Genomic DNA, 20206 nt, shown 5'->3' on the forward strand with positions numbered 1-20206 from the left:
TTTGCCATTCTCAATTCCTCCTGCTATCCGAGATATTAGCGAACATAGAACAGTGCCCATAAAATTCAATGTTTCCAGTGTACCAGTAACATATTCTAGTTGCAAATAAAAATTCCTGCCAAAAATAAAAAAACCTTGTAAAATACAAGGTTTTGGTGGCGGCGCACGGATTCGAACCGCGGACCGATCGGGTATGAACCGATTGCTCTAGCCAACTGAGCTACGCCGCCGATTATATGCTGGAGCTGATGACCGGGATTGAACCGGTGACCTTATCCTTACCAAGGATACGCTCTACCGACTGAGCTACATCAGCAAAAAATTCTGGTTGCGGGAGCAGGATTTGAACCTGCGACCTTCGGGTTATGAGCCCGACGAGCTGCCAGCTGCTCCATCCCGCGATGTGAATTAGGACAGTGATATGCTAGATGCAAGATAAGAAAAAAATATTGGGATCAAGGTAGAAATGTTATTCACACTTCTAACCCCTCACCTCTCGTGAAATCAAATGGTTGCGGGAGCAGGATTTGAACCTGCGACCTTCGGGTTATGAGCCCGACGAGCTGCCAGCTGCTCCATCCCGCGATGTAAAATTGGTGGAGGGGGCTGGATTCGAACCAGCGAAGTCGTCGACGGCAGATTTACAGTCTGCTCCCTTTAGCCACTCGGGAACCCCTCCGTATGAAATTCATGGAGCTGGCGAGAAGAATCGAACTCCCAACCTGCTGATTACAAGTCAGCTGCTCTACCAATTGAGCTACGCCAGCGCTGAAAACATTGTTTGCTGTCTTAGTGACGAAACTTATTATATAATACTAAATTCGGTATGTCAACACCTTTTTATTTACTTTTTCACTTTACTATTGTCAGATACTGCTACCGAACAAAGAAATAATAATAGGATAGTCCAGCGACTACGAAGCGGTAATAGGCAAACGCAGCCAGAGTGGATTTGTTGAGGAAACCCAGAAACCAGACGATTGACAAGTACGCAACAAAAAACGCAACAACAAATCCAGTAGCGAACATGCTCAGATCAGCCATGCTTAAGGTATGCCAAATCTTTAGCAAGTCGTATAAACAAGCGGCAAACATTAGCGGTACCGCAATAACAAATGAGAAATCAGCTGCAGCCTTACGGCTTAGGCCAAAAAACAACCCTCCAGCAATAGTTGAACCAGAGCGCGAAAACCCAGGCCAGAGAGATAACATCTGAAATAAACCGACTATCGTCGCTTGGCGAATACTAATTTCATCAAGTTGGCGAGTCATCGGTCTGCCAGAAAATTTTTCAGCCGCCAGCATAAGGATCGCGCCAGCAATCAAGCCAATAATGACAGTTAACGGAGAAAAGAGATATGTTTTAATTGGCTTATGCAGCAAAAATCCCACAACCAAGACTGGCAAAATTCCTGCCGAGATATGCCAAATAGTGAATCCGCCGCCTTGAAGTTTGCGCGGTCGAAATAGGTTGAAGAAGGTCTGGCGATAAAGGATAAGAACTGATAGAATTGCACCTAACTGGATAAATACTTCGAACACACTGGCCTTCTCACCTTCAAATCCCAAAAGCGAACCAACCAAAATCATATGCCCGGTCGAAGAAATGGGCAGAAATTCTGTTATTCCCTCTACAATACCGATAATAATTGCAATAAGCGTCTCGCTCACTATGTCATCCCTTTCTAATTTGGATACGTTCCCCTATTTTATCATGCGATCACGGAGCATGGCAAGGACCGTATGGTCTGTAGGAAACGCCAAATCCGGAACAGAGTCAAGTGAAAAAAAAGCTACTTGGTCTAAGTCGTCGCCTGGTTTGATACTCCCGCCCAGCACACTGACCGAAAACCAAATCCCGACTGTATGCATTTGGGGATTATGAAAATTAGAAAGTACGGTGAAAACACACTCCGGTTTGATACGTAGTCCTGTTTCCTCAAGAAATTCCCTTTTCACAGCTTCCTGTACATCCTCATTATATTCTACATAGCCACAGGGAATGCACCATAAGCCAGGATATGTAGATGTTTGGGAACGTCGGCCCAGCAAGATTCTGCCTTCCTGTAGATAAATTCCCGCCACGCCAACTACCGGATTTTCATACATTATATAATCACAAGACTCACATGTAAGACGATCGATTCCACCACGCGGTACATAATCCAGTTTTCCACCACATTTAGGGCAAAAAGAAAACCTCTGCTTCATACTTGCTCCTTCGGGTAAAATTATCCTGCTAATCATATCACTTACCGAAAAGCTCGTCAATGAAGCCCTATTGGGGGAATTTTCTTACGATTTTTAATAGCTGTCAAGCGCCAGTCTTTAAGAATAGAAGATACACTGCGTTCTGGATTATTTTCACGCAATACCCGCAACTTATTCAATATATCTGACTGCTGTGCGTAAAAGTCTGTCGCGCCCATGTTACAACCTCCTCACAAAATTTGAGAACACTGTAATCATTGCCGCGCAAACTATCATTTATACATTTGAAGAAAAAGCCACACCCACAGAAAATCTGGAGTGCGGCTGAGTGTAAAATATAACTTACAGGGTTCTGTCACCAGGATGCCAGTCGATCGGGCAGAGTCCGCCTGTCTGCAAGGCCTGTAACACCCGTAGCGTCTCATCCACACTACGCCCGATGTTTTCATCGGTAATTACCTGGTAGCGCAAAACACCTTCAGGATCAATGATAAACAGACCCCGTAATGCAACACCCTTCTCTTCCAACAAAACCCCATAATCGCGGGCGACTTGCTTTGTTATGTCTGAAGCAAGCGGATAGCGAATTTCGCCAAGTCCACCAGCAGTCGGTGGCGTTTTGATCCAAGCGCGATGGCTGAAAATACTGTCTGTACTAACCCCCAGCACCTCAGCATTCATTTTTTTGAATTCCTCTAGCCGTGAATTGAAGCCGCGTATTTCTGTCGGGCAGACAAACGTGAAATCCATTGGATAGAAAAACATGATCAGCCACTTGCCACAATAGTCCGAAAGTCGAGCCAGGTGGTCAAGTTCATCAAGGTTTTTTGTTGTCGACATGGAGAAATCAGGAGCTTTTTGGCTCACTTTAGCGAGCATAATAACCCCTCCTTCATTTTTGTTACACATATTCTTTAGTATGGCAAAAGACTTTCACGCTATTCTTCATCAATCACCAAAGCAGATCCCGATAGCGCGCCCAGCGCAAACTAATTCGTCATCAGGCTCAATTTGGCGACTGCGGCCAGCGATATCCACTATCGGCAATCGGATAATCCGGTCTTGTCGCAGAGCTACCATGCAACCACTAACGCCCTCGACTAAACACTCAGCCGCCGCTACACCATAGCGAGTACATAGAACGCGATCAAAGGCTGTTGGCGTGCCGCCACGCTGCACATGGCCCAGTACAGTGCAACGAGACTCAAGTCCTGTCGAGGACTCGACCTCTCTTGCTAGTTTCTCTCCGACCCCGCCTAAGCGTATCTTCTCATGACTGTTTTCAACTATTCGGGAAATGGTGACCTCGCCATTCTCAGGCTTTGCCCCTTCAGCGATGACAATCAAGCTAAAATGTTTACCAACTTGTCGCCGTCGGCTAATTTTCTCCAATACAGACTCCATGCGATAAGGTATCTCAGGAATTAGGATGCAATCCGCACCTCCGGCCAATCCTGCGTGCAAAGCAATCCAGCCGGCGTAACGACCCATTACCTCTAGCACCATTACCCGATGATGCGATTCAGCAGTGGTATGAAGACGGTCGAGTGCTTCTCCAGCTATGCTAACAGCAGTATCAAAACCAAAGGTTCTTTCTGTGCCAGGAATATCATTATCAATAGTTTTCGGAACTCCTACAACTGGAAGCCCCAGGGCGTTGAACTTAGCCGCAATGGCCAGACTACCGTCACCGCCGATAACAATGAGTGCCTCAATACCTTTGCTCCTCAGATTTTCCAGCGCTTTCGCCGACATATCCTGATACTGAGTTTTTCCGTCAATCTCTACAGCATACGCAAAAGGATTATCACGGTTTGTCGTGCCGAGAATTGTGCCGCCGCGCGGTAAAATGCCTGAAACGCTCCGGTCATCAAGTTCAACCATTTGGTCTTCGACAAGTCCCCCAAAACCATTTTGGACTCCCCATACCCGAATCCCGCGTCTCAACGCTGTTTTTACAGCCGCCCGGATTACAGCATTTAGACCAGGGCAGTCACCGCCGCCTGTTAGAATACCAATAGTTTTAACCGTCGTCATTCTCTCACCTCAATCATGATTCTACCCCTATTAGCACCTGTGCATGTGAAAAAGGCCGGATCACCACAAGATGAACCGACCAATTGCACTTAGTCCACTTGAACAAGACTGAGTCCTTCTGCATCATACTCTCGGTATGGCAAACGTCCGTCCTGATTAAAGACTAATTTCCCATTTTCAAATTGTCCCGGCCAGGCTGACACAATCGTGTGCTTACGGCTAAGCCGGCGCAGCATACTCAGCGGATCTAGTTGCAGGACCGGGGCAAAAAGCGCCTGAATACCATCCAGTAAAATAACCTCTGCCTCCAGCTTGGTCAAAACACTATCCATAATCTGAGGCGCTTCCACTGGCCTTACCTTTGGCATTAACTCGAGTAGCTCTTCAGTTACCAGAATGCGAGAGTCGATATATTCCCAGCCACGCATAGCACTAAGTTCTCGCATGATGTTACTCTTACCACTACCTGGCTGTCCGACTATCAATACCAGTTTCTCATCAAGTGTTTTGGTATCATGTACGAATTTCACAATACGTTGCACCATCATCGGTATCACCTCCCATAGTGCTCACCTGTTTCTCTGTTCTATCATTCGGCGAAAATCGCCATATTCCTTTTCGATAATGCGAGAAAAATTGCCCAATATTTTACCTTTTAGAGCGTGTTTCAAAGAAACACGCAACCATAGAAAAGGGAGGCTATTAGAAAATATCCAGATGCTAGGAACAGCGAGGCTTGCGCCGCGCCGCGTACAAAAGGTACGCAAGCAATCAAACGTAGTCGTGATTGCGCAACTCTTGGCGCTTTAGCGCCGTAGAGTTGGCGGCATACCCCTCGCGGGTGCAACGCAGATGGGCGTTTTCTAACAGCCTCTTTCAAATAATAAAAGACATCCTTACGGATGCCTTTCAAATACGAAACCACTTTATTCTTCTACCGAACCGCAATACTCGATCTCTTGCATTTCCCGATTAAGCCCGACCAAGCCTTTATACATGCCGCGAATATCGCTATCATCAGCCCGATTGTCAAGATATCGTTCTAATTTCCGCTTAACTCGTTGTAACGCATTGTCAATTGACTTTACGTGTCGCTCAAGTTCAACAGCAATTTCCTGATATGATTTACCATCTAGATAGGCCATGAGCACTTTCCACTCAAGTTCGCTCAAAATTTCGCCCATTTTCTGTTCGATATCAACAAATTCTTCGCGGTTAATCACTAATTCTTCCGGATCAGAAATTTTTGATCCAGAAAGAACATCCAAAAGCGTCCGGTCAGAATCCTCATCATAAATGGGTTTATTAAGAGATACATATGAGTTCAGCGGAATATGTTTTTGCCTAGTAGCAGTTTTAATAGCGGTAATAATCTGCCTGGTCACACACAACTCGGCAAATGCCCGGAAAGAAGAAAGTTTGTCATTGCGAAAATCACGGATTGCTTTGTATAAGCCAATCATGCCTTCCTGAATGATGTCTTCACGATCAGCGCCAATCAGAAAGTACGACCTAGCTTTCGCCCGAACGAAGTTGCGGTATTTGCCAATCAGATACTCTTGCGCGATCGTGCTATCATTATCCTTAGCGTCTAGCACGATTTCCTCGTCGGTCATGTTCTCAAAACAACTATATCCATCGCGTTGAGCACTAACCCGCATCGCATCGCCCCCACTCTTCAATTATCGCCGGTCGTAAAAAGAAAATGCACTAAAGCGAAGCTGTATATGCTTTAGTACATGCCACTTTTCTATCAAATTATACCCCACAGGGTTCTCTTAAGTCAAGCTAATCTTGTCTGCAACAGCCCTCAGCGCTTATGCCGCAGCTTGTCCAGCCTAGCTGCGACATCTTCACTGAGGTGGCTGGCGAGTTCGCGGCGATCACGCCGTGTTGCGGCTTGCGTTTCATCACGTAGCTTTTGCTTTGTCTGTTTGACCCGTATGCCAAGTTCGCGGGCGGTAATGCGGTACGCCCCTGTCCCTAATGCAACTGTCTGCTCCATCCGGTCAGATGTCACGACAAAAACTCGTTCGCCCTGTCGAACAAGCCTATACGCAAGTTTTTCAATGAAGCTATCAGCAGTTTCCCCTTCAGATGTATAAACGATTTCGAGTCCCTCCACCAATAATTCAGAGCGGTCTGCCGCTCCGACAACCGAATGAGCGTCAAAAACCAGTATCGCCTGCACCCCTTCAAAGGCGGCATATTCTGCCAGATCTGCCGCGAATTTGTCTCTTGCGTGTCCCAACTCAGCTAAAAGCTCCTGGTACACCGAGTGAAGGACATTATATCCATCAACCAGCAAAATGTCCATTTTGGAGGGGCCTCCGTCATTTTTTATCTTTTATTAGAGCTACCGGTTTAGGTTTTACGCCCACTTTGATGATGATATTATCAGCCATATACTGGTCTTTACTGAGAAATTCCCGTTTTATGACCTTGCCCTCCGTGCTGACCAATCGGTAAACCTTAAGGTCATAGCCAGGAGCGCCTTTATTTTCAACCTTAGTTTCACCGACTAGTAAATCTGGATCAGGCTTTTTGACAGTCACTGGTGGTATTTCCTTTTGATCAATTATAATAATATCAATAGTTTCTTTCAGTTTTTCACGGCCAAAAACTGCGGCATATAACGTGTTGCCCTTCACTTCACACATGAGCATAATCGGCGAATTTGACGAGTTAACAAACTTAAAATCTAGTACCCCGTACACCACGGTGGCATCCCGACCAAGACCGATATAGGAAAGTGGCTTACCATGATTTAGCCGTTCTTTAATGTCCAAATTAGCTAGCAGAACCGCATTATATATAGTAGATGAGACCTGACATACACCGCCGCCTATCCCCGGCACTAGTTCTCCGTCAAAAAACTCCAGCGCTTCTTGGAACCCGCTCGCCTTATCCCTAGGACCGACTGTTTCATTAAAAGAAAATGTCTGACCTGGCTGCAAGATTTGACCATTTATCTTATCTGCAGCCAGTTTAACATTGATCGATCGTTTAGCGTCTTCGGTATTAAACTGTGTGGAGAAAATGGACTGCATGACAACTATGCCTGCCTGCCGCAAAGACTCAGCGGTTACCTTGGGCTCAACTGCAACCATAGGCATAGGTATATACTGAATATCATCACGGTAAAAGGACCGTAGCAGAGAAGTCTTCAGTTCTTCCTCCATCAGCCTGACGCCCTTGGTTTCAGGAATTGGCCCACCTGTTGTCAAACTCAAGGTCGCGTTCTGCGGCGGTTTTTCAAGCTGACGTTTCCAGGTAGCCACAATAGCATTTAGTTTCTCTTGGTCAAAAACAATGTGCACCGGTAGATTCTGATCCCTGCTACTTGCAGTACGTATGCTTTGGATTCGATCCCACCAGGAGCCAACTCTTCCATAATTCCATATTACTGCTGCAGTGGATTCCACATCGATAGAGAATCCTACATCTCTTGCCTGAATTGAATATGCCTGATCACCATAGTAAACTGAAACGGTTTTCTCGCGACTGCGTTCGTTCGATTGGCTAAGCATCTCGATCAATTCCGTCCGCGTTTTGCCACTAACGTTTTGATCTTCCAACATGACTCCTGCATACACCTGATCATGAAACAGGGGATACACGGCAAAAGTCAACCCGATGCTGACCAACAACAGCGGTGCAAGGATCAGAACATATTTACTTTTCAGTTGGAGATTAGGCAAATTCACTTGGCCTTCACCCTCCGTTGTCGCATCACTTCATACAGCATAAGTGAACAGGCTACAGAAGCGTTTAACGAGGAAATTTTCCCCAACATGGGAATCCGTACCAACAAGTCACAAGACTCCTTGACTAAACGACCAAGACCTTGGCCTTCGCTCCCGACCACGACCACAATTGGTCCACTTAAATCTGCATCAAAATAGTCCTTTTCTCCGCTCATATCTGCGCCAACAACCCAAAACCCTTGTTTTTGCAGCTGTTTGATTGTCTGCACAACATTGCCGATTCTGGCAACCGGAACATACTCAACCGCTCCGGCTGATGTTTTGGCAACAGCACCTGACAGCGGACAACTGCGTCGCTTCGGCATAAGAACGCCATGCACACCGGCGGCATCGGCAGTTCGCAATATAGCTCCGACATTATGCGGATCTTCCAATTCATCAAGCAAAACAAGAAAGGAATGCTCACCCTGTTCAGATGCACAAGCAAGGATATCCTCCAATTCTGCATACTCGACAGGCGCAACTGACGCGACAGCCCCTTGATGCCGAATGCCGCCAGACATCGCATCTAATTTTGCTTTATCCACTTCTTGAACAACCAGGCCCTTTTCCTTAGCCAGCGCTACTATCTGGATGACTGATCCCTGGCGTTCTCCTTTAGCGACAAAAACTCGGTTGATGCTTCGACCACTCTGTAATGCTTCCAGGATGCTGTTTCGGCCTGCAATAAATTCTTCAGTCATGACTGTCCTTCTTTCCACATTCTTTAATGAAGGTTGTGAAATTCAGTTATTCAGATGCTTTCGATCCGAGGATGGTTTTTCCTCTTAATTTGGAGCGTCTTGCTATAAGTATATAAAGTGTCAGGTGCTGTCATTCCGTATATTATCCTTTTATTCGCGGACTGTTTTTTCGGCCTTCCCTTTAATTGCAGCCAAGCGTCCGCACGTCATTTCTCCCTCAGAGCAAATGCCGTCAGTAACACACATTGGCCCTGCCTTGGCAAACAGAAGCGGTGCGACCTGCCGAACCGCTGCCAGCATGGCTTCTGCCAAGCGGCGAATTTCCCATTGGGCGCGGCTGCAGCAGCGCAACTGGAAGAAATGCAGCAATGTTCTGGCATTCATCGTAATTACGATCTTAGTTTCAGTGGCATTGGCCAAACAATATCGAGCATCCTCTTGATGCACGCCGAGAGAAACCAATTCATCATACGAATGACGAATCGTTCCCATAAGAGCATCGAATTTCGCCTTGGCTATTGGATTCGCGGCAATCGTGGGAGGAACAATATACTCAAAATCATGTTCCTTTACATAGCGCTGCGACTGCTGGGAATATGAAGCGATGCGGTGCCTGACCAGTTGATGGGTTAATACACGAGACACCCCTTCAACCGCAAAGGTAAAGCTGACGTGTTCGAGTGTAGATAAATGTCCGAGGTCGGTAATTTTGCCAACTAAGCGGCTTACCTGCTGTTCTGACATCGATTCTGCCAATTCTTCCGCTCCGGCAGGCGAATAACAGAGCCTGGCAGCCATGGCCACCGTTCTCTCAGGAGCAGGGGTATGATGAATTAACGCTACTTTCATTTTTTACCTCCTTGCTGCATTTTGGCTGTGATTTCCTGGGCAATAACTGAAAAGGCTGCAGCGGCCAATTCTTCTAAACGTTCTTGTTCTTGTTTTAAAAATAAATAACCCAGCAAGGACTCGAAACCTGTGCTGGAGTGATAGTCCTGGACAGAAGCGCTTTTAGGAGTTCGCGATTTCGCATTTCTGCCTCGTCGGACAATTTCCAACTCCTCAGATTTCAGGATAGGCTCTAGCAACCGTAAAGCGTAGGCCTGCATGGTAGCCGAAATGACAGTCGCGTCAAGAGTATGAAGCACCCTAACCTGACGCCATTCATAGCTAAGTAATTGGGTGCGAACATATAGGCTAAACCAAGCATCACCTATGTATGCAAGCACTAAGGGGGGCAGGGTATCTGGCGCTACAGGGGCCAGGGAGGCCGGAGCCTCCCCGACGCGTTCGATTGCCCCTGTCAATAATTTCTGAAACTGGTTGAATTTCAATGTCGTTTCCACCTCACGCCTTGCGGAGTGTCCTCAAGCACAATTCCGATTTCTCCCAAACGATCACGAAGTTGATCGGCCGTTGCCCAATCCTTCTTCTGCCTAGCCTGCTGACGCAATTCGATGATTAAGTCTATCAATTGAGAAATCAATTTGCTGTCGTCGGTCTCCTGAACTTTGCCGCCGCCAAAAATGCCCAGTATATCGCCCATCAGCAGATACGTTTCTTTGGCAATGGAAAATGCCGTCTGGTCATGAAAATCCTTACCGCTGACCACAGCATTCTGGTAAATATTAAGCTCTTTAGCCAAGCCGAACATGACGCTGATGGCCAGAGCTGTATTAAAGTCATCGTCCATGGCAGCAACAAAGTCTGCCTTCGCCTGCATAGCCGCTTGCGTGAGTGCAGCTGCAGCTTCTCCTGGCTTACCCGGAGTTGACGCTTCCAGCAGATTCCACATTTCCATTGCAGTTTTTAAGCGTTCTAAGCCGCGAGCAGCCTCACTCAGACGTTCATCACTGAAGTCCAACGGACTACGATAGTGTGTTGATAAAATGAAGAATCGCAACACATCAGGCGCAAAATGCTCTAAGATGTCTTTGACGAGAAAGAAATTGCCCAGCGATTTGGACATCTTTTCTTCATTGACAGTAATAAAGCCGTTATGCAACCAATAACGCACAAACGGTTCTAAACCGGTAAACGCCTCTGATTGGGCAATTTCATTTTCATGGTGCGGGAACACCAAATCGCTGCCGCCACCGTGAAAATCAAAGCTGGCACCCAGATAGTGAAACGACATTGCTGAACACTCAATATGCCAGCCTGGCCGGCCTTTACCCCAGGGGCTATCCCAGGAGGGTTCTCCAGGTTTGGCGCTCTTCCAGAGAGCGAAATCCATGGGGTGACCTTTGCGTTCATCCACTTCCACCCGGGCGCCGGCTTTCATATCATCAAGCGAGCGACCACTCAGCTTGCCATAGCCAGAAAACTTCTCAACACTAAAGTAGACATCGCCATCTGCTTCATAAGCAAATCCGTCATCTACAAGTTTAGCAACCATATCGACTATCTGCCGTATGTGGTCTGATACGCGTGGATACACGTTGGCGCGCCGGATATTGAGTCGATCCATGACTTCAAAATAAGAAGCGATATACCTGTTCGCTATGGAATCCCAGGCAACTCCCTCTGAGTTGGCGGCATGGATAATTTTATCATCCACATCGGTAAAATTCTGTATGTGGGTAACCTGATAACCAGAATACTCTAAATAGCGACGAATGACGTCCCAGGTGATAAAGGGACGAGCATTGCCGATATGCGGATGATTATAAGGAGTTACACCGCACACGTACATTTTAACCCGACCAGGTTCAAGCGGAATAAATTCTTCTTTCTTTTTGGTCAGCGTATTAAATACTTTGAGACTCATCTTTCTTCAGTTCCTCCTCCAATTTGGCCACCTGACGATGAACTTGGCGCAGCTCTCTCTGCAAACAGAAAAGCATCTCATTGATCGGGTCAGGCAGGCGGTCATGCTGCAGATCAATCTTTTCACCAGCACGGGCCACGACTTTTCCTGGAATACCGACCACTGTCGAGTTAGGGGGAACAGTGCTTAAAACGACGGAACCTGCGCCAATTTTAGAGTTGTCTCCCACGACGAAGGAACCGAGCACTTTTGCACCAGACGCTATGACAACATTATTGCCAATTGTCGGATGTCGCTTGCCTTTCTCCTTACCTGTACCGCCCAATGTAACGCCTTGATACAAGGTGACATTCTCACCTATTTCGGCTGTCTCACCGATTACAATTCCCATGCCATGGTCGATGAAGAATCCTTCCCCGATTTTCGCGCCTGGGTGAATTTCAATTCCCGTCAGAAAACGACTAAAGGTTTGTATCAAGCGAGGCCATACTACCCAGCCTCGCAGATAAAAGTAGTGAGCAACCCGATGAAGCCAAAGTGCGTGAAGACCTGGATAACAAAGAACAACTTCTAAGACACTCTTGGCGGCTGGATCGCGTTCAAAGACCACATCAACATCCCGTTTTATTCGCGAAAACATGCCCCATCCCCTTCTATTGCTTGAGCTTTCGTTCAGCTCGATTACAGAAAAAGACCACCGTCTCGTACAGAGGCGGTGGTCCGCGGTCCCACTCTGCTTGGGCGGCAAACCGCCCCGCTCAGCATCGATAACGACTGCCGCCGTGACGACATACTGAATTTCTGTCGTCCTGCTCCAGGGCGCACTTCAATACATTGTTCCGAGGACGCTCTCAGCCAGTGACGCCCTTCTCTGTCGGAGGGAAATGTATCTACTCTTCCCATTCATAGCATTTACATACAAAGTCTGTATAATTATCTGTAATTATAGCGAATGGACAAATACCTTGTCAACGGCTTTAGCTCTGGGCTAGCGACATTGATGCAGTAATCCGGGATAGAACTTTTTCCTTGCCGAGAAGCGGGATAATTTGGTCTAGCTCTGGCCCATGTACCATCCCCGTAAGAGCTACCCGCAACGGCATGTACACTTTCTTGCCGCCGAGTTTAGTTTCTTTGACAATGCTCTTTAACAAGCCTTGCACGCTGGAGGAGTCCAGCGTTTCTAGCGCCTGCAGCTTAGAACAAAATACTTCCATTACTTTGGCTACATCCACATCAAGCAAAATCTGTTTGGCAGCATCGTTCTCAAATTCAATATGCTCGGCAAAAAACATTGGCACAACGTCTACGATTTGCGCCGCATAGCTAATATATTCGCGAACCGCATCCATAACCTTTTCCAGCCAGACCATTTGTCCGGCATCCGGCTCCTGGTCAACAAATCCAGCTACCTGCAGGTGCGGCAACGCCAAGGCAGTCAGCTCTGCTGCCGATAACCTTTTCATATATTGCGCATTGATCCAATTGAGCTTATCAATATCGAAAACCGCTGGATTCTTCGCTACGCGATCCATCGAGAACTGCTCGATCAGTTCCTCTAAGGAGAAAATCTCCTGTTCACCAATCGGCGACCAGCCTAGAAGGGCAAGGAAATTGACGATCGCTTCCGGCAAATAGCCCAGTTTGCGGTACTGATCGACAGAAGTAGCGCCATGGCGTTTGCTCATTTTGGTTTTGTCTTTGCCTAGTATCAGCGAAACATGGCCAAATTCCGGAATAGTAAAACCAAGCGCCTGGTACAAAAGGATCTGTCGCGGCGTATTTGACAAATGTTCTTCGGCTCGAATGACATGGCTGACAGCCATCATCGCATCATCAACGACAACAGCGTAATTGTAGACTGGAATTCCATCTGACTTCACAATGACAAAGTCGCCTACTCCATCTGATTCAAAACTAACCGTTCCCCGCACTAAATCGGCAAACACAATCTGCTGATGTTCAGGAACCCAAAAACGTACTGTCGGTTTACGGCCTGCTGCCTCTAGTTCCTTTTGCTGGGCAGGAGTTAGGTGACGGCAGTGTCCTGCATAACGAGGAGTTTCCCCCTTATCCATCTGTCGCTGACGCTCTGCATCCAGTTCTTCTTCTGTGCAATAGCAATGGTAGGCCTTCCCAGAATTAATAAGTTGCTCAGTACAGCGGCGATATGTATCAAGACGTTCTGTTTGCCGATACGGACCATATGGACCGCCGACATCAGTTCCTTCATCCCAAGTAATCCCCAGCCAGCGCAGAGCATTCATAATGTTTTCTTCTGATTCCCTGCTGGAGCGTTCAAGATCAGTGTCCTCAATGCGCAAAATCAGTTTGCCGCCGTAACGCTTGGCTAACAACCAGTTGAACAAAGCCGAGCGTGCCCCACCAATATGAAACGGCCCTGTCGGGCTGGGAGCAAAACGCACCCGAAAATTCTCATGTTGCATGGAATAACTCCCTCCAATATTAAAAAAATCGAAAACGCCCGGCATTTGCCAGGCGTCATGAGTAAATTCCCCGCTTAGCGGTGAACTTTCAGTACAAACAGACCGTCCACGATATCCGGAACAAGCACCGTCACGCGAGGATCGTTGCCGCTAATCGCCGGAATTGCACCGTCTGCCTGGATTTTCAGTCGCCAGACCATGTCATTATTGTACCACATTTCACCAGAAAGCAAACCGCCGTTTTCAGGCGACAGATGAATATTTACCTGCCAATCGGCTGCGAACGTCGTTGTTGTTATACTTAGCAGAGCGATAACCACCAATAATCCGATAATCCTGCGCATATCCTTCACCTCGCTTTGCCGACAAATACGGCTTGTATGAATAATATGCTTCAGATAAGCAGATTTATGCGCCCAACTTAGAGAGGACTAATTAGCATCATTGATCAACGACGCAATCGCATAAGAGGAAATGCCTTCTTGTCTGCCCACGAAACCTAAGCCCTCAGTGGTAGTCGCCTTGACATTCACCCGCTCGGGAGAGATGCGCAGGGTCTGAGCAATATTTTGTTTCATCGTCGGGATAAACGGCGCCAACTTTGGTTTTTGCGCCGCGATTGTTGCATCAATGTTGTTTACCCGCCAGCCCTTCTCTGTTAGTCGTTGCCAAACCTGTTCGAGCAGCCAGATGCTAGAAGCGCCTTTATACGTCATATCGGTATCTGGAAACAGCTTGCCGATATCGCCCATACCGGCAGCGCCAAGCAAAGCATCTTTAATAGCATGCAGCAATACATCTGCGTCTGAATGTCCATCCAACCCGAGAGAGTGAGGAATGTCTACCCCGCCAAGGATCAGCTTTCTACCTTCTGTCAACTGATGCACATCATAGCCTATACCGAAACGTATATCCATTGTTTTCACTCCATCCTGCGTGCGAGCAGCGCTTCCGCTAAGCACACGTCTTCGCTAGTTGTAATTTTGATATTTTCATAACCACCGTTCACCAATTTGATAAAAACGCCCACACGTTCAACCAGTGAAGCGTCATCTGTACCTAAATACTGATCAGTCTCTGCTTGCGCATAAGCATGGCGTAATAGATCAGCCGCAAACGCCTGTGGTGTATGAATTGCCCAGAGACAATTCCGATCAGGCGTTCCGACGGCAAAGCCGTCGGCATTCACAGTCTTGATTGTATCTTTCACAGGAGCAGCCAGACCTGCGGCACGGAAAACACGGGCTGCATCGACAACCGCCCCGACCTGTTCTGGGCGAACCAGCGGTCTAGCGCCATCATGAACGAGGATAATTTCTGCGTCAGTTGGAACTGCTTTCAACGCATTTGCGACTGAATATTGCCGTTCACTGCCGCCAGCTATAACCTGAAACGGCTTGCCCAAGTCCAATTCGGCGGCAAGCGTCTCCAGTGTTGCTATTTGCTCAGGTGCTGTAACAAGGATTAGCTGATCGACTTGTGGACAAGTCGCAATAGCGCGCAAGCTGCGAGCCACTACGGGCATTCCATTCAATATGATAAGCTGTTTGCTCTGATCGCCACCCATCCGGCGACCATAGCCTGCTGCAGCAATAATCGCGCAAACCATGACTAGCAGCTCCTTTCGCCTCATAAGAAAGACCGCTACAGCGGTCTTTTAGGAAATTCGGGGATAAGGAACGTTAACCGCAGAGTGCGCAGAGTTCAGAGAGGGTACCCGCAGAGGGCTACCGAATACGATTAAAAATACCTTACCCATTCGTTCCCTCTGTGTCCACTCTGCGACCTCTGTGTACTCTGTGGTAAAACGTTGCCCCGGCACTTATTTTTTGCTAGATTGCTTTCGGCTTGGCAAAGATCATTCGTCCTGCCGCTGTTTGCAATACCGAGGTAACCATGACGCCAATCGTTTCTCCGATATGTCTCTTGCCGCCGTCGACGACAATCATCGTTCCATCATCAAGATAGGCAACTCCTTGCCCGAATTCTTTTCCATCCTTGACAACATGGACAATCATTTCTTCACCAGGCAGCACAACCGGTTTTACGGCATTGGCAAGGTCATTAATATTTAGAACCGGAACACCTTGCAATTCAGCTACTTTATTCAAATTATAATCGTTAGTGACAAGTTTACCCTTGATTTGCTGTCCCAGTTTAACCAGCTTAGCATCGACTTCTGCAATATCATCAAAATCATGATTATCAATCTGCACATACATGCCGAGCTCTTTTTGAATCCGGTTGAGAATATCCAACCCACGTCGTCCGCGATTCCGTTTTAGCAAGTCGGACGAATCAGCGATGTGCTGCAGTTCGGCCAGAACAAAGCGAGGTATCAGAAGCGTTCCTTCAATGAATCCGGTTTGGCAGATATCAGCAATACGCCCATCAATAATCACGCTGGTATCAAGAATCTTGTATTGATACATATTCGCAGGCTTGTTTGCTTCTTTGCCTTTATCCTTATTCAGCCAAGGAATCGTCGAGCAAAAGCTAAATAGTTCTTCCCGTTTCCGAATAGCAATATTTAGGCCGAGATAGCCCAAAATAATGCTGAGAACAATCGGTATGTATCTGCCGACAAACGGGATAGGAAGAAAAGCTGACCCCAATAAATTAGAAATAATAAGTCCGATAGAAAGACCAAGGGCGCCTGCCAGTACATCATTGACCGGCATCCGGTTAAGCCTAGCTTCAACCCAATACGTGAATTGCCATAGACTGTTTAACAAAAAGGGAGAGATGATAAAACCAATAAATCCGCCAATAAGACCCCCACCAACAAAAGAGAAAATCGTCGCCACTGTAATGCCAAAAATCCCGACTGAGAAAAATTCTTCACTGACCCAAGGAGCCAGCAATGGGATAATCCGGTCTGTCATCATCAAGCCAGCAATAACTGACAAAACGATGATGATAAAACGCAAAATTTTATCAAGCAAATCCCCACCTCCTTAATTATTCCATTATATCTAACTTCTAATTACTGATCAAGGCAATGCCCCAATAAATTCCATTAATTCTAGTATGTCCGGGCAAAGGGGAACCATACATCCAGCAAGCAACTCTTAATTGAGATTGCCTGATTATATATCATCTTATCATACCCTAGCATTATTGTAAATTTAAGCCGATTAAATTAGGACTTCGCCCCTATATGCCTCTATCTGCTCCCAGATAACACTTTCACTATCACTGCATATCATATGGTGAATATGGTCAGGATCGCTAATCGGATAGAGGAGGAATGCAATCATGCCAACAGGCTCAGTCCGACACTTTTTCCCCGGCGGTAACACCCCGCAAGGATTTGTTTCTTACTATGACTATATAATCAGCCCAAATGCCAAACGAATATTTATTTTAAAAGGAGGGCCAGGCACGGGAAAATCCACATTCATGAAGCGGATCGGGGCAGAGATGAATGCTGCTGGGTTTGCTGTTGAACACCACCACTGTTCCAGCGATAATAACTCGCTCGACGGCATCGTCATTCCGGCGCTCGAGATCGCGTTTATCGATGGAACTGCCCCACATATTACAGACCCCAAAAATCCTGGTTGTGTCGATGAAATCATTCACCTAGGCGACTACTGGAATGAGTCAGACATTGTGAAACATAAAACAGATATTCTTGCCTGTAATGCAAAAATTAAAACGAGCTTTCAGCGAGCATATCGCTTGTTGCGTTCAGCCAGGGCCTTGTATGATGATTGGGAAGCAGTCAATACAGCAGCACTAAACACTGCCACAGCTAACGTCATGGCTGCCGACTTAACGGCAGCACTCTTCCCGAGCGTCCAGACTGTCGGTTCGGGAAAAACGCGCAAATTGTTTGTTTCGGCAATTACCCCAAACGGATCAGTAAATTATTTGAACTCTCTGGTTGGCACCATGCCATCCCGTTATATCATTACAGGCGCTCCTGGCAGCGGCAAATCTACCATTGTGCAGAAGATCGCCAATGCGGCCAATGAGAAAGGGTTAGATGTAGAACTATTCTACTGTCCATTTGATCCTCTCAAGCCAGAACATCTGATTATTCCAGCCTTGGGCATAGCAGTGGCTACCTCAATTGAACCGCATACCGTTTCCACAGACGGCGCAGCGAAGATAGTCGATATGGATAATTGTCTTGACCAGACCGTTCTTGCCAATAACCAAGAGGCCACAAAATACGATAAGACCATGTATCACGAACTGTTTAGCAAAGCAGTTTCGTCAATTTACCAAGCAAAACAACTCCATGACGAGTTGGAACAATATTACATACCCTACATGGACTTTGCAGGCATAGAAATTTTGTGGAAAAAGACGCTGGATCGCGTGCTTGCCTATGCAAACTAAATAATCAAGAGGCGCGCTACAGCGCCTCTTGATTATTTTCCACCAGTCTTGCGTGTTGTTGGAACTGCTGTCAAAATTACCTTGTTGTCATCCCGCGATACCTTGATATCATAGTCCAAAATACCTTGCTGAAATAAACTGAGTTTAATTTCCAACAGGTTTTTGGCGACCTTTTCCTGCAATTCAGTTGAAAAGAATGACTCTTTCTTGGCAGGTTGAGTCGGCTTCAGCATTGGCGGTTCCTCAATTCCATGTTCGAAAGTGGCTGTTTCTTGCCATTTGCCGACCATGTCCTGATCGCTCAATCCGCGTTTAATTTTAGCTTTACTCATCGTTATTCTCCCACCTTTGCCGCCATCCTAACAATAGCGGAGGAATCATAGTACTGCACACCTTGCTCACAGTCTTCAGCAGCCTGAACCATAGCTCGCGCCACAGACACTGCCTGAACTGGCCGGTACTTAGCCAAATAACCGACCAAGAATGGTAAGAAGATCGGAGCCAGCCAACCGGCAACACCTTCGCCGAAACGTCTTTGCTTCCTATCACCCAACAACAATGACGGGCGAAACACCTGCAAATCTTGAAAAGCGAGCCCAAGTAGCGCAGTCTCCAGTTCCCCTTTTACTCTACTATAAAAAAACGGCGAGTGCTCATCTGCCCCGACTGAGGAAATCAGACTAAATCGTGAGGCACCCTCACGCTGTGTCAACTTGGCCAAAACCAGCGGATAGTCATAATCAACCTCGCGAAATTTTTGCTGTGTTCCTGCTTTTTTTATCGTCGTCCCCAGACAGCAAAATATATCGTCAACAGCAAACGGATGAGTGCGTTCCTCCGCGAGATCAGCCAAGCGGCTGAAGTCTGTCTGCACTTCCTGCAAGCGGGGATGAACAACACCTGTCGAGGTGCGCACTAACGCTACAACCCGCTCATATCGCCCGCCCTGCAACAGCAGCGGCAGCAAGCACGAACCCACCAGCCCTGTCGCGCCAGCTATTAGTGCAGTTCTTTGCATCGGCATCATCCTCCAGTTTATACATAATTTCCACGACGTTGTTCCTATTTCCTGCTTTTCTTCGATAAACTACTTGTCCCAGGGCGTTCAGATGCCCCCAGATACTAGGCAGCCCCGCCGCCCCAGCCGCGACGCGTACTAAAGGGTACGCTAGCAATGGGGTGACGGGGCGATTGCGCAACTCTTGGCGCTTCAGCGCCCTAGAGTTGGCGGCATACCCTTTACGGGTGCCAACGTAGATGGGGGCATATCAACGCCCTGTTAGGTGCGGGTGCGGTTACCGGTCAATGCTCCGACTATCCACAACAATACAACTGAACCAATGGTGCTCATGATGATTGACCCTATTGTCCCATACGCATTAATCCCCAAGAGGTTAAACAATATGCCGCCGATAAATGCGCCGACAACGCCAACCACGATGTTCCCCAGAAGGCCGAATCCGCTTCCTTTAAAAAATTGTCCCGCAAGCCATCCGGCCACTAATCCAATAAACAGAGACCACAGCATGCAAATTACCTCCTTTAACATTCTATATTTATCTTATCCTTGTGTTACGAATTCTATTACGCGCATAGTACAAACAAAACGACTGCCAAAAGGCAGCCGTTTTGTTTGTACTATTTTTGTTGAGGAAACCTATTTTCCAGACCGTTGAGAAATGCCCAGATGTTGTTACCTACGAGACTAGCAACTATCTGACGCAGGAAAACGGAGTAGCATCACTAGGCGCCCCGAGGAAGCGCGCGAAGGCTTTGTTACCTATGAGACTTGATGCTAGTTGAGGGAAGAAGTATTTTAGCATCAGTACGTTCGCAGGGTACGGCAAGCGCGCTCCCGCAGGGCCAAGTGCGCAACTCTCGGCGCTTTAGCGCCATAGAGTTGGCGGCCTGCCCTTTACGGGTGCAACGCAGATGGACGTT

23 protein-coding genes, 6 tRNA genes and 1 other annotated feature are annotated in these 20206 nt (G+C 47.2%); of the genes, 1 reads left to right on the plus strand and 28 read right to left on the minus strand.

Translation table 11 applies throughout. The annotated features are described in order from the left end of the window. Positions 1-153: 153 nt before the first annotated feature. From AXX12_RS01785 to AXX12_RS01900, 25 genes are all read right to left on the minus strand, one after another. Positions 154-230: transfer RNA gene (locus AXX12_RS01785), tRNA-Met, on the minus strand. 10 nt (positions 231-240) lie between these two features. After that, positions 241-316: transfer RNA gene (locus AXX12_RS01790), tRNA-Thr, on the minus strand. A gap of 9 nt (positions 317-325) precedes the next feature. Continuing rightward, a tRNA-Met gene (locus AXX12_RS01795) sits at positions 326-401 on the minus strand. Between the two features lie 108 nt (positions 402-509). Beyond that, a tRNA-Met gene (locus tag AXX12_RS01800) sits at positions 510-585 on the minus strand. Positions 586-594: 9 nt separating this feature from the next. Continuing rightward, a tRNA-Tyr gene (locus AXX12_RS01805) sits at positions 595-679 on the minus strand. Positions 680-691: 12 nt separating this feature from the next. Next, a tRNA-Thr gene (locus AXX12_RS01810) sits at positions 692-767 on the minus strand. A gap of 109 nt (positions 768-876) precedes the next feature. Continuing rightward, the gene (locus tag AXX12_RS01815) at positions 877-1671 is read right to left on the minus strand and encodes an undecaprenyl-diphosphate phosphatase (protein WP_066237323.1); all 795 of its coding nucleotides are present in this window, start codon (positions 1669-1671) and stop codon (positions 877-879) included. Between the two features lie 33 nt (positions 1672-1704). Continuing rightward, positions 1705-2211: an NUDIX hydrolase gene (locus tag AXX12_RS01820; RefSeq protein ID WP_066237325.1), complete on the minus strand. Its 507-nt coding sequence runs from the start codon at positions 2209-2211 to the stop codon at positions 1705-1707. A gap of 56 nt (positions 2212-2267) precedes the next feature. Next, positions 2268-2429, minus strand: a complete 162-nt coding sequence (locus tag AXX12_RS19135; protein WP_156478568.1) for a hypothetical protein — start codon at positions 2427-2429, stop codon at positions 2268-2270. Positions 2430-2553: 124 nt separating this feature from the next. Further along, on the minus strand, positions 2554-3090 hold the full coding sequence (locus tag AXX12_RS01825) for a peroxiredoxin (protein WP_066237327.1): 537 nt from the start codon (positions 3088-3090) through the stop codon (positions 2554-2556). A 69-nt stretch (positions 3091-3159) separates the two neighbouring features. Then, positions 3160-4248 carry a 6-phosphofructokinase gene (locus tag AXX12_RS01830; protein ID WP_066237330.1) on the minus strand — a complete coding sequence of 363 codons (1089 nt, stop codon included), beginning with the start codon at positions 4246-4248 and terminating at the stop codon, positions 3160-3162. 89 nt (positions 4249-4337) lie between these two features. After that, positions 4338-4796 carry a BREX-3 system P-loop-containing protein BrxF gene (gene brxF / locus AXX12_RS01835; RefSeq protein WP_082816648.1) on the minus strand — a complete coding sequence of 153 codons (459 nt, stop codon included), beginning with the start codon at positions 4794-4796 and terminating at the stop codon, positions 4338-4340. A gap of 378 nt (positions 4797-5174) precedes the next feature. Continuing rightward, complete coding sequence (sigH, locus tag AXX12_RS01840; RefSeq protein ID WP_066237333.1) at positions 5175-5909, minus strand: RNA polymerase sporulation sigma factor SigH; 735 nt, start codon at positions 5907-5909, stop codon at positions 5175-5177. Positions 5910-6058: 149 nt separating this feature from the next. Beyond that, positions 6059-6565, minus strand: a complete 507-nt coding sequence (locus AXX12_RS01845) for an NYN domain-containing protein (protein WP_066237336.1) — start codon at positions 6563-6565, stop codon at positions 6059-6061. 16 nt (positions 6566-6581) lie between these two features. Beyond that, positions 6582-7955, minus strand: a complete 1374-nt coding sequence (locus AXX12_RS01850; RefSeq protein ID WP_082816649.1) for a VanW family protein — start codon at positions 7953-7955, stop codon at positions 6582-6584. After that, positions 7952-8698: a 23S rRNA (guanosine(2251)-2'-O)-methyltransferase RlmB gene (rlmB, locus tag AXX12_RS01855; RefSeq protein WP_066237339.1), complete on the minus strand. Its 747-nt coding sequence runs from the start codon at positions 8696-8698 to the stop codon at positions 7952-7954. Before rlmB ends, AXX12_RS01850 begins: the two co-directional genes overlap by 4 nt. A 150-nt stretch (positions 8699-8848) precedes the next feature. Further along, positions 8849-9547 carry an FAD-dependent thymidylate synthase gene (thyX, locus tag AXX12_RS01860; protein WP_066237342.1) on the minus strand — a complete coding sequence of 233 codons (699 nt, stop codon included), beginning with the start codon at positions 9545-9547 and terminating at the stop codon, positions 8849-8851. Beyond that, a complete protein-coding gene (locus AXX12_RS01865) occupies positions 9544-10032 on the minus strand; it encodes a Mini-ribonuclease 3 (protein ID WP_066237345.1) in 489 nt (162 codons plus the stop codon). The genes thyX and AXX12_RS01865 overlap by 4 nt, the downstream gene beginning before the upstream one ends. Continuing rightward, positions 10029-11468 (minus strand): cysteine--tRNA ligase, encoded by a 1440-nt coding sequence (cysS, locus tag AXX12_RS01870; protein WP_066237348.1) that lies wholly within the window; start codon positions 11466-11468, stop codon positions 10029-10031. The genes AXX12_RS01865 and cysS overlap by 4 nt, the downstream gene beginning before the upstream one ends. Next, positions 11449-12108, minus strand: a complete 660-nt coding sequence (cysE, locus tag AXX12_RS01875; protein ID WP_066237353.1) for a serine O-acetyltransferase — start codon at positions 12106-12108, stop codon at positions 11449-11451. Before cysE ends, cysS begins: the two co-directional genes overlap by 20 nt. Before the next feature lie 65 nt (positions 12109-12173). Further along, positions 12174-12384, minus strand: a binding site (T-box leader). Positions 12385-12445: 61 nt separating this feature from the next. Further along, positions 12446-13915, minus strand: a complete 1470-nt coding sequence (gene gltX, locus AXX12_RS01880) for a glutamate--tRNA ligase (protein ID WP_066237356.1) — start codon at positions 13913-13915, stop codon at positions 12446-12448. A gap of 74 nt (positions 13916-13989) precedes the next feature. Further along, entirely contained in the window at positions 13990-14259 is a 270-nt protein-coding gene (locus AXX12_RS01885) for a hypothetical protein (protein ID WP_066237359.1), read from the minus strand. A gap of 87 nt (positions 14260-14346) precedes the next feature. Further along, positions 14347-14826 (minus strand): 2-C-methyl-D-erythritol 2,4-cyclodiphosphate synthase, encoded by a 480-nt coding sequence (gene ispF / locus AXX12_RS01890; RefSeq protein ID WP_082816655.1) that lies wholly within the window; start codon positions 14824-14826, stop codon positions 14347-14349. A gap of 11 nt (positions 14827-14837) precedes the next feature. Then, the gene (gene ispD, locus AXX12_RS01895) at positions 14838-15548 is read right to left on the minus strand and encodes a 2-C-methyl-D-erythritol 4-phosphate cytidylyltransferase (RefSeq protein ID WP_197470619.1); all 711 of its coding nucleotides are present in this window, start codon (positions 15546-15548) and stop codon (positions 14838-14840) included. A 199-nt stretch (positions 15549-15747) separates the two neighbouring features. After that, on the minus strand, positions 15748-16860 hold the full coding sequence (locus AXX12_RS01900; RefSeq protein ID WP_066237368.1) for a PIN/TRAM domain-containing protein: 1113 nt from the start codon (positions 16858-16860) through the stop codon (positions 15748-15750). A gap of 313 nt (positions 16861-17173) precedes the next feature. Between AXX12_RS01900 and AXX12_RS01905 the strand changes: the two genes are divergently transcribed. After that, positions 17174-18265: a PRK06851 family protein gene (locus AXX12_RS01905; RefSeq protein WP_066237370.1), complete on the plus strand. Its 1092-nt coding sequence runs from the start codon at positions 17174-17176 to the stop codon at positions 18263-18265. A gap of 32 nt (positions 18266-18297) precedes the next feature. On the opposite strand, the gene AXX12_RS01910 is transcribed toward AXX12_RS01905, so the two are convergent. The 3 genes from AXX12_RS01910 to AXX12_RS01920 form a co-directional block, all read right to left on the minus strand. Next, positions 18298-18597 carry a hypothetical protein gene (locus AXX12_RS01910; protein ID WP_066237372.1) on the minus strand — a complete coding sequence of 100 codons (300 nt, stop codon included), beginning with the start codon at positions 18595-18597 and terminating at the stop codon, positions 18298-18300. Between the two features lie 2 nt (positions 18598-18599). Next, positions 18600-19283 carry an NAD(P)H-binding protein gene (locus AXX12_RS01915; RefSeq protein ID WP_197470620.1) on the minus strand — a complete coding sequence of 228 codons (684 nt, stop codon included), beginning with the start codon at positions 19281-19283 and terminating at the stop codon, positions 18600-18602. Between the two features lie 261 nt (positions 19284-19544). Then, positions 19545-19793, minus strand: coding sequence for a GlsB/YeaQ/YmgE family stress response membrane protein (locus AXX12_RS01920; RefSeq protein ID WP_066237376.1), 249 nt, complete (start codon positions 19791-19793; stop codon positions 19545-19547). Positions 19794-20206: the final 413 nt, after the last annotated feature.

Source organism: Anaerosporomusa subterranea, assembly GCF_001611555.1.
Taxonomy (GTDB): domain Bacteria; phylum Bacillota; class Negativicutes; order Sporomusales; family Acetonemataceae; genus Anaerosporomusa; species Anaerosporomusa subterranea.

What these genes read in the sequence shown, in the direction of transcription:
- AXX12_RS01905 (WP_066237370.1), top strand. Translation starts at nt 17,174, where the DNA reads ATGCCAACAGGCTCAGTCCGACACTTTTTCCCCGGCGGTAACACCCCG.
- AXX12_RS01885 (WP_066237359.1), bottom strand. Translation starts at nt 14,259, where the DNA reads ATGCGCAGGATTATCGGATTATTGGTGGTTATCGCTCTGCTAAGTATA.
- AXX12_RS01820 (WP_066237325.1), bottom strand. Translation starts at nt 2,211, where the DNA reads ATGAAGCAGAGGTTTTCTTTTTGCCCTAAATGTGGTGGAAAACTGGAT.
- gltX (WP_066237356.1), bottom strand. Translation starts at nt 13,915, where the DNA reads ATGCAACATGAGAATTTTCGGGTGCGTTTTGCTCCCAGCCCGACAGGG.
- AXX12_RS01910 (WP_066237372.1), bottom strand. Translation starts at nt 18,597, where the DNA reads ATGAGTAAAGCTAAAATTAAACGCGGATTGAGCGATCAGGACATGGTC.
- cysS (WP_066237348.1), bottom strand. Translation starts at nt 11,468, where the DNA reads ATGAGTCTCAAAGTATTTAATACGCTGACCAAAAAGAAAGAAGAATTT.
- rlmB (WP_066237339.1), bottom strand. Translation starts at nt 8,698, where the DNA reads ATGACTGAAGAATTTATTGCAGGCCGAAACAGCATCCTGGAAGCATTA.
- AXX12_RS01845 (WP_066237336.1), bottom strand. Translation starts at nt 6,565, where the DNA reads ATGGACATTTTGCTGGTTGATGGATATAATGTCCTTCACTCGGTGTAC.
- AXX12_RS19135 (WP_156478568.1), bottom strand. Translation starts at nt 2,429, where the DNA reads ATGGGCGCGACAGACTTTTACGCACAGCAGTCAGATATATTGAATAAG.
- sigH (WP_066237333.1), bottom strand. Translation starts at nt 5,909, where the DNA reads ATGCGGGTTAGTGCTCAACGCGATGGATATAGTTGTTTTGAGAACATG.
- AXX12_RS01825 (WP_066237327.1), bottom strand. Translation starts at nt 3,090, where the DNA reads ATGCTCGCTAAAGTGAGCCAAAAAGCTCCTGATTTCTCCATGTCGACA.
- brxF (WP_082816648.1), bottom strand. Translation starts at nt 4,796, where the DNA reads ATGATGGTGCAACGTATTGTGAAATTCGTACATGATACCAAAACACTT.
- ispD (WP_197470619.1), bottom strand. Translation starts at nt 15,548, where the DNA reads ATGAGGCGAAAGGAGCTGCTAGTCATGGTTTGCGCGATTATTGCTGCA.
- AXX12_RS01920 (WP_066237376.1), bottom strand. Translation starts at nt 19,793, where the DNA reads ATGCTGTGGTCTCTGTTTATTGGATTAGTGGCCGGATGGCTTGCGGGA.
- AXX12_RS01830 (WP_066237330.1), bottom strand. Translation starts at nt 4,248, where the DNA reads ATGACGACGGTTAAAACTATTGGTATTCTAACAGGCGGCGGTGACTGC.
- thyX (WP_066237342.1), bottom strand. Translation starts at nt 9,547, where the DNA reads ATGAAAGTAGCGTTAATTCATCATACCCCTGCTCCTGAGAGAACGGTG.
- AXX12_RS01915 (WP_197470620.1), bottom strand. Translation starts at nt 19,283, where the DNA reads ATGCAAAGAACTGCACTAATAGCTGGCGCGACAGGGCTGGTGGGTTCG.
- cysE (WP_066237353.1), bottom strand. Translation starts at nt 12,108, where the DNA reads ATGTTTTCGCGAATAAAACGGGATGTTGATGTGGTCTTTGAACGCGAT.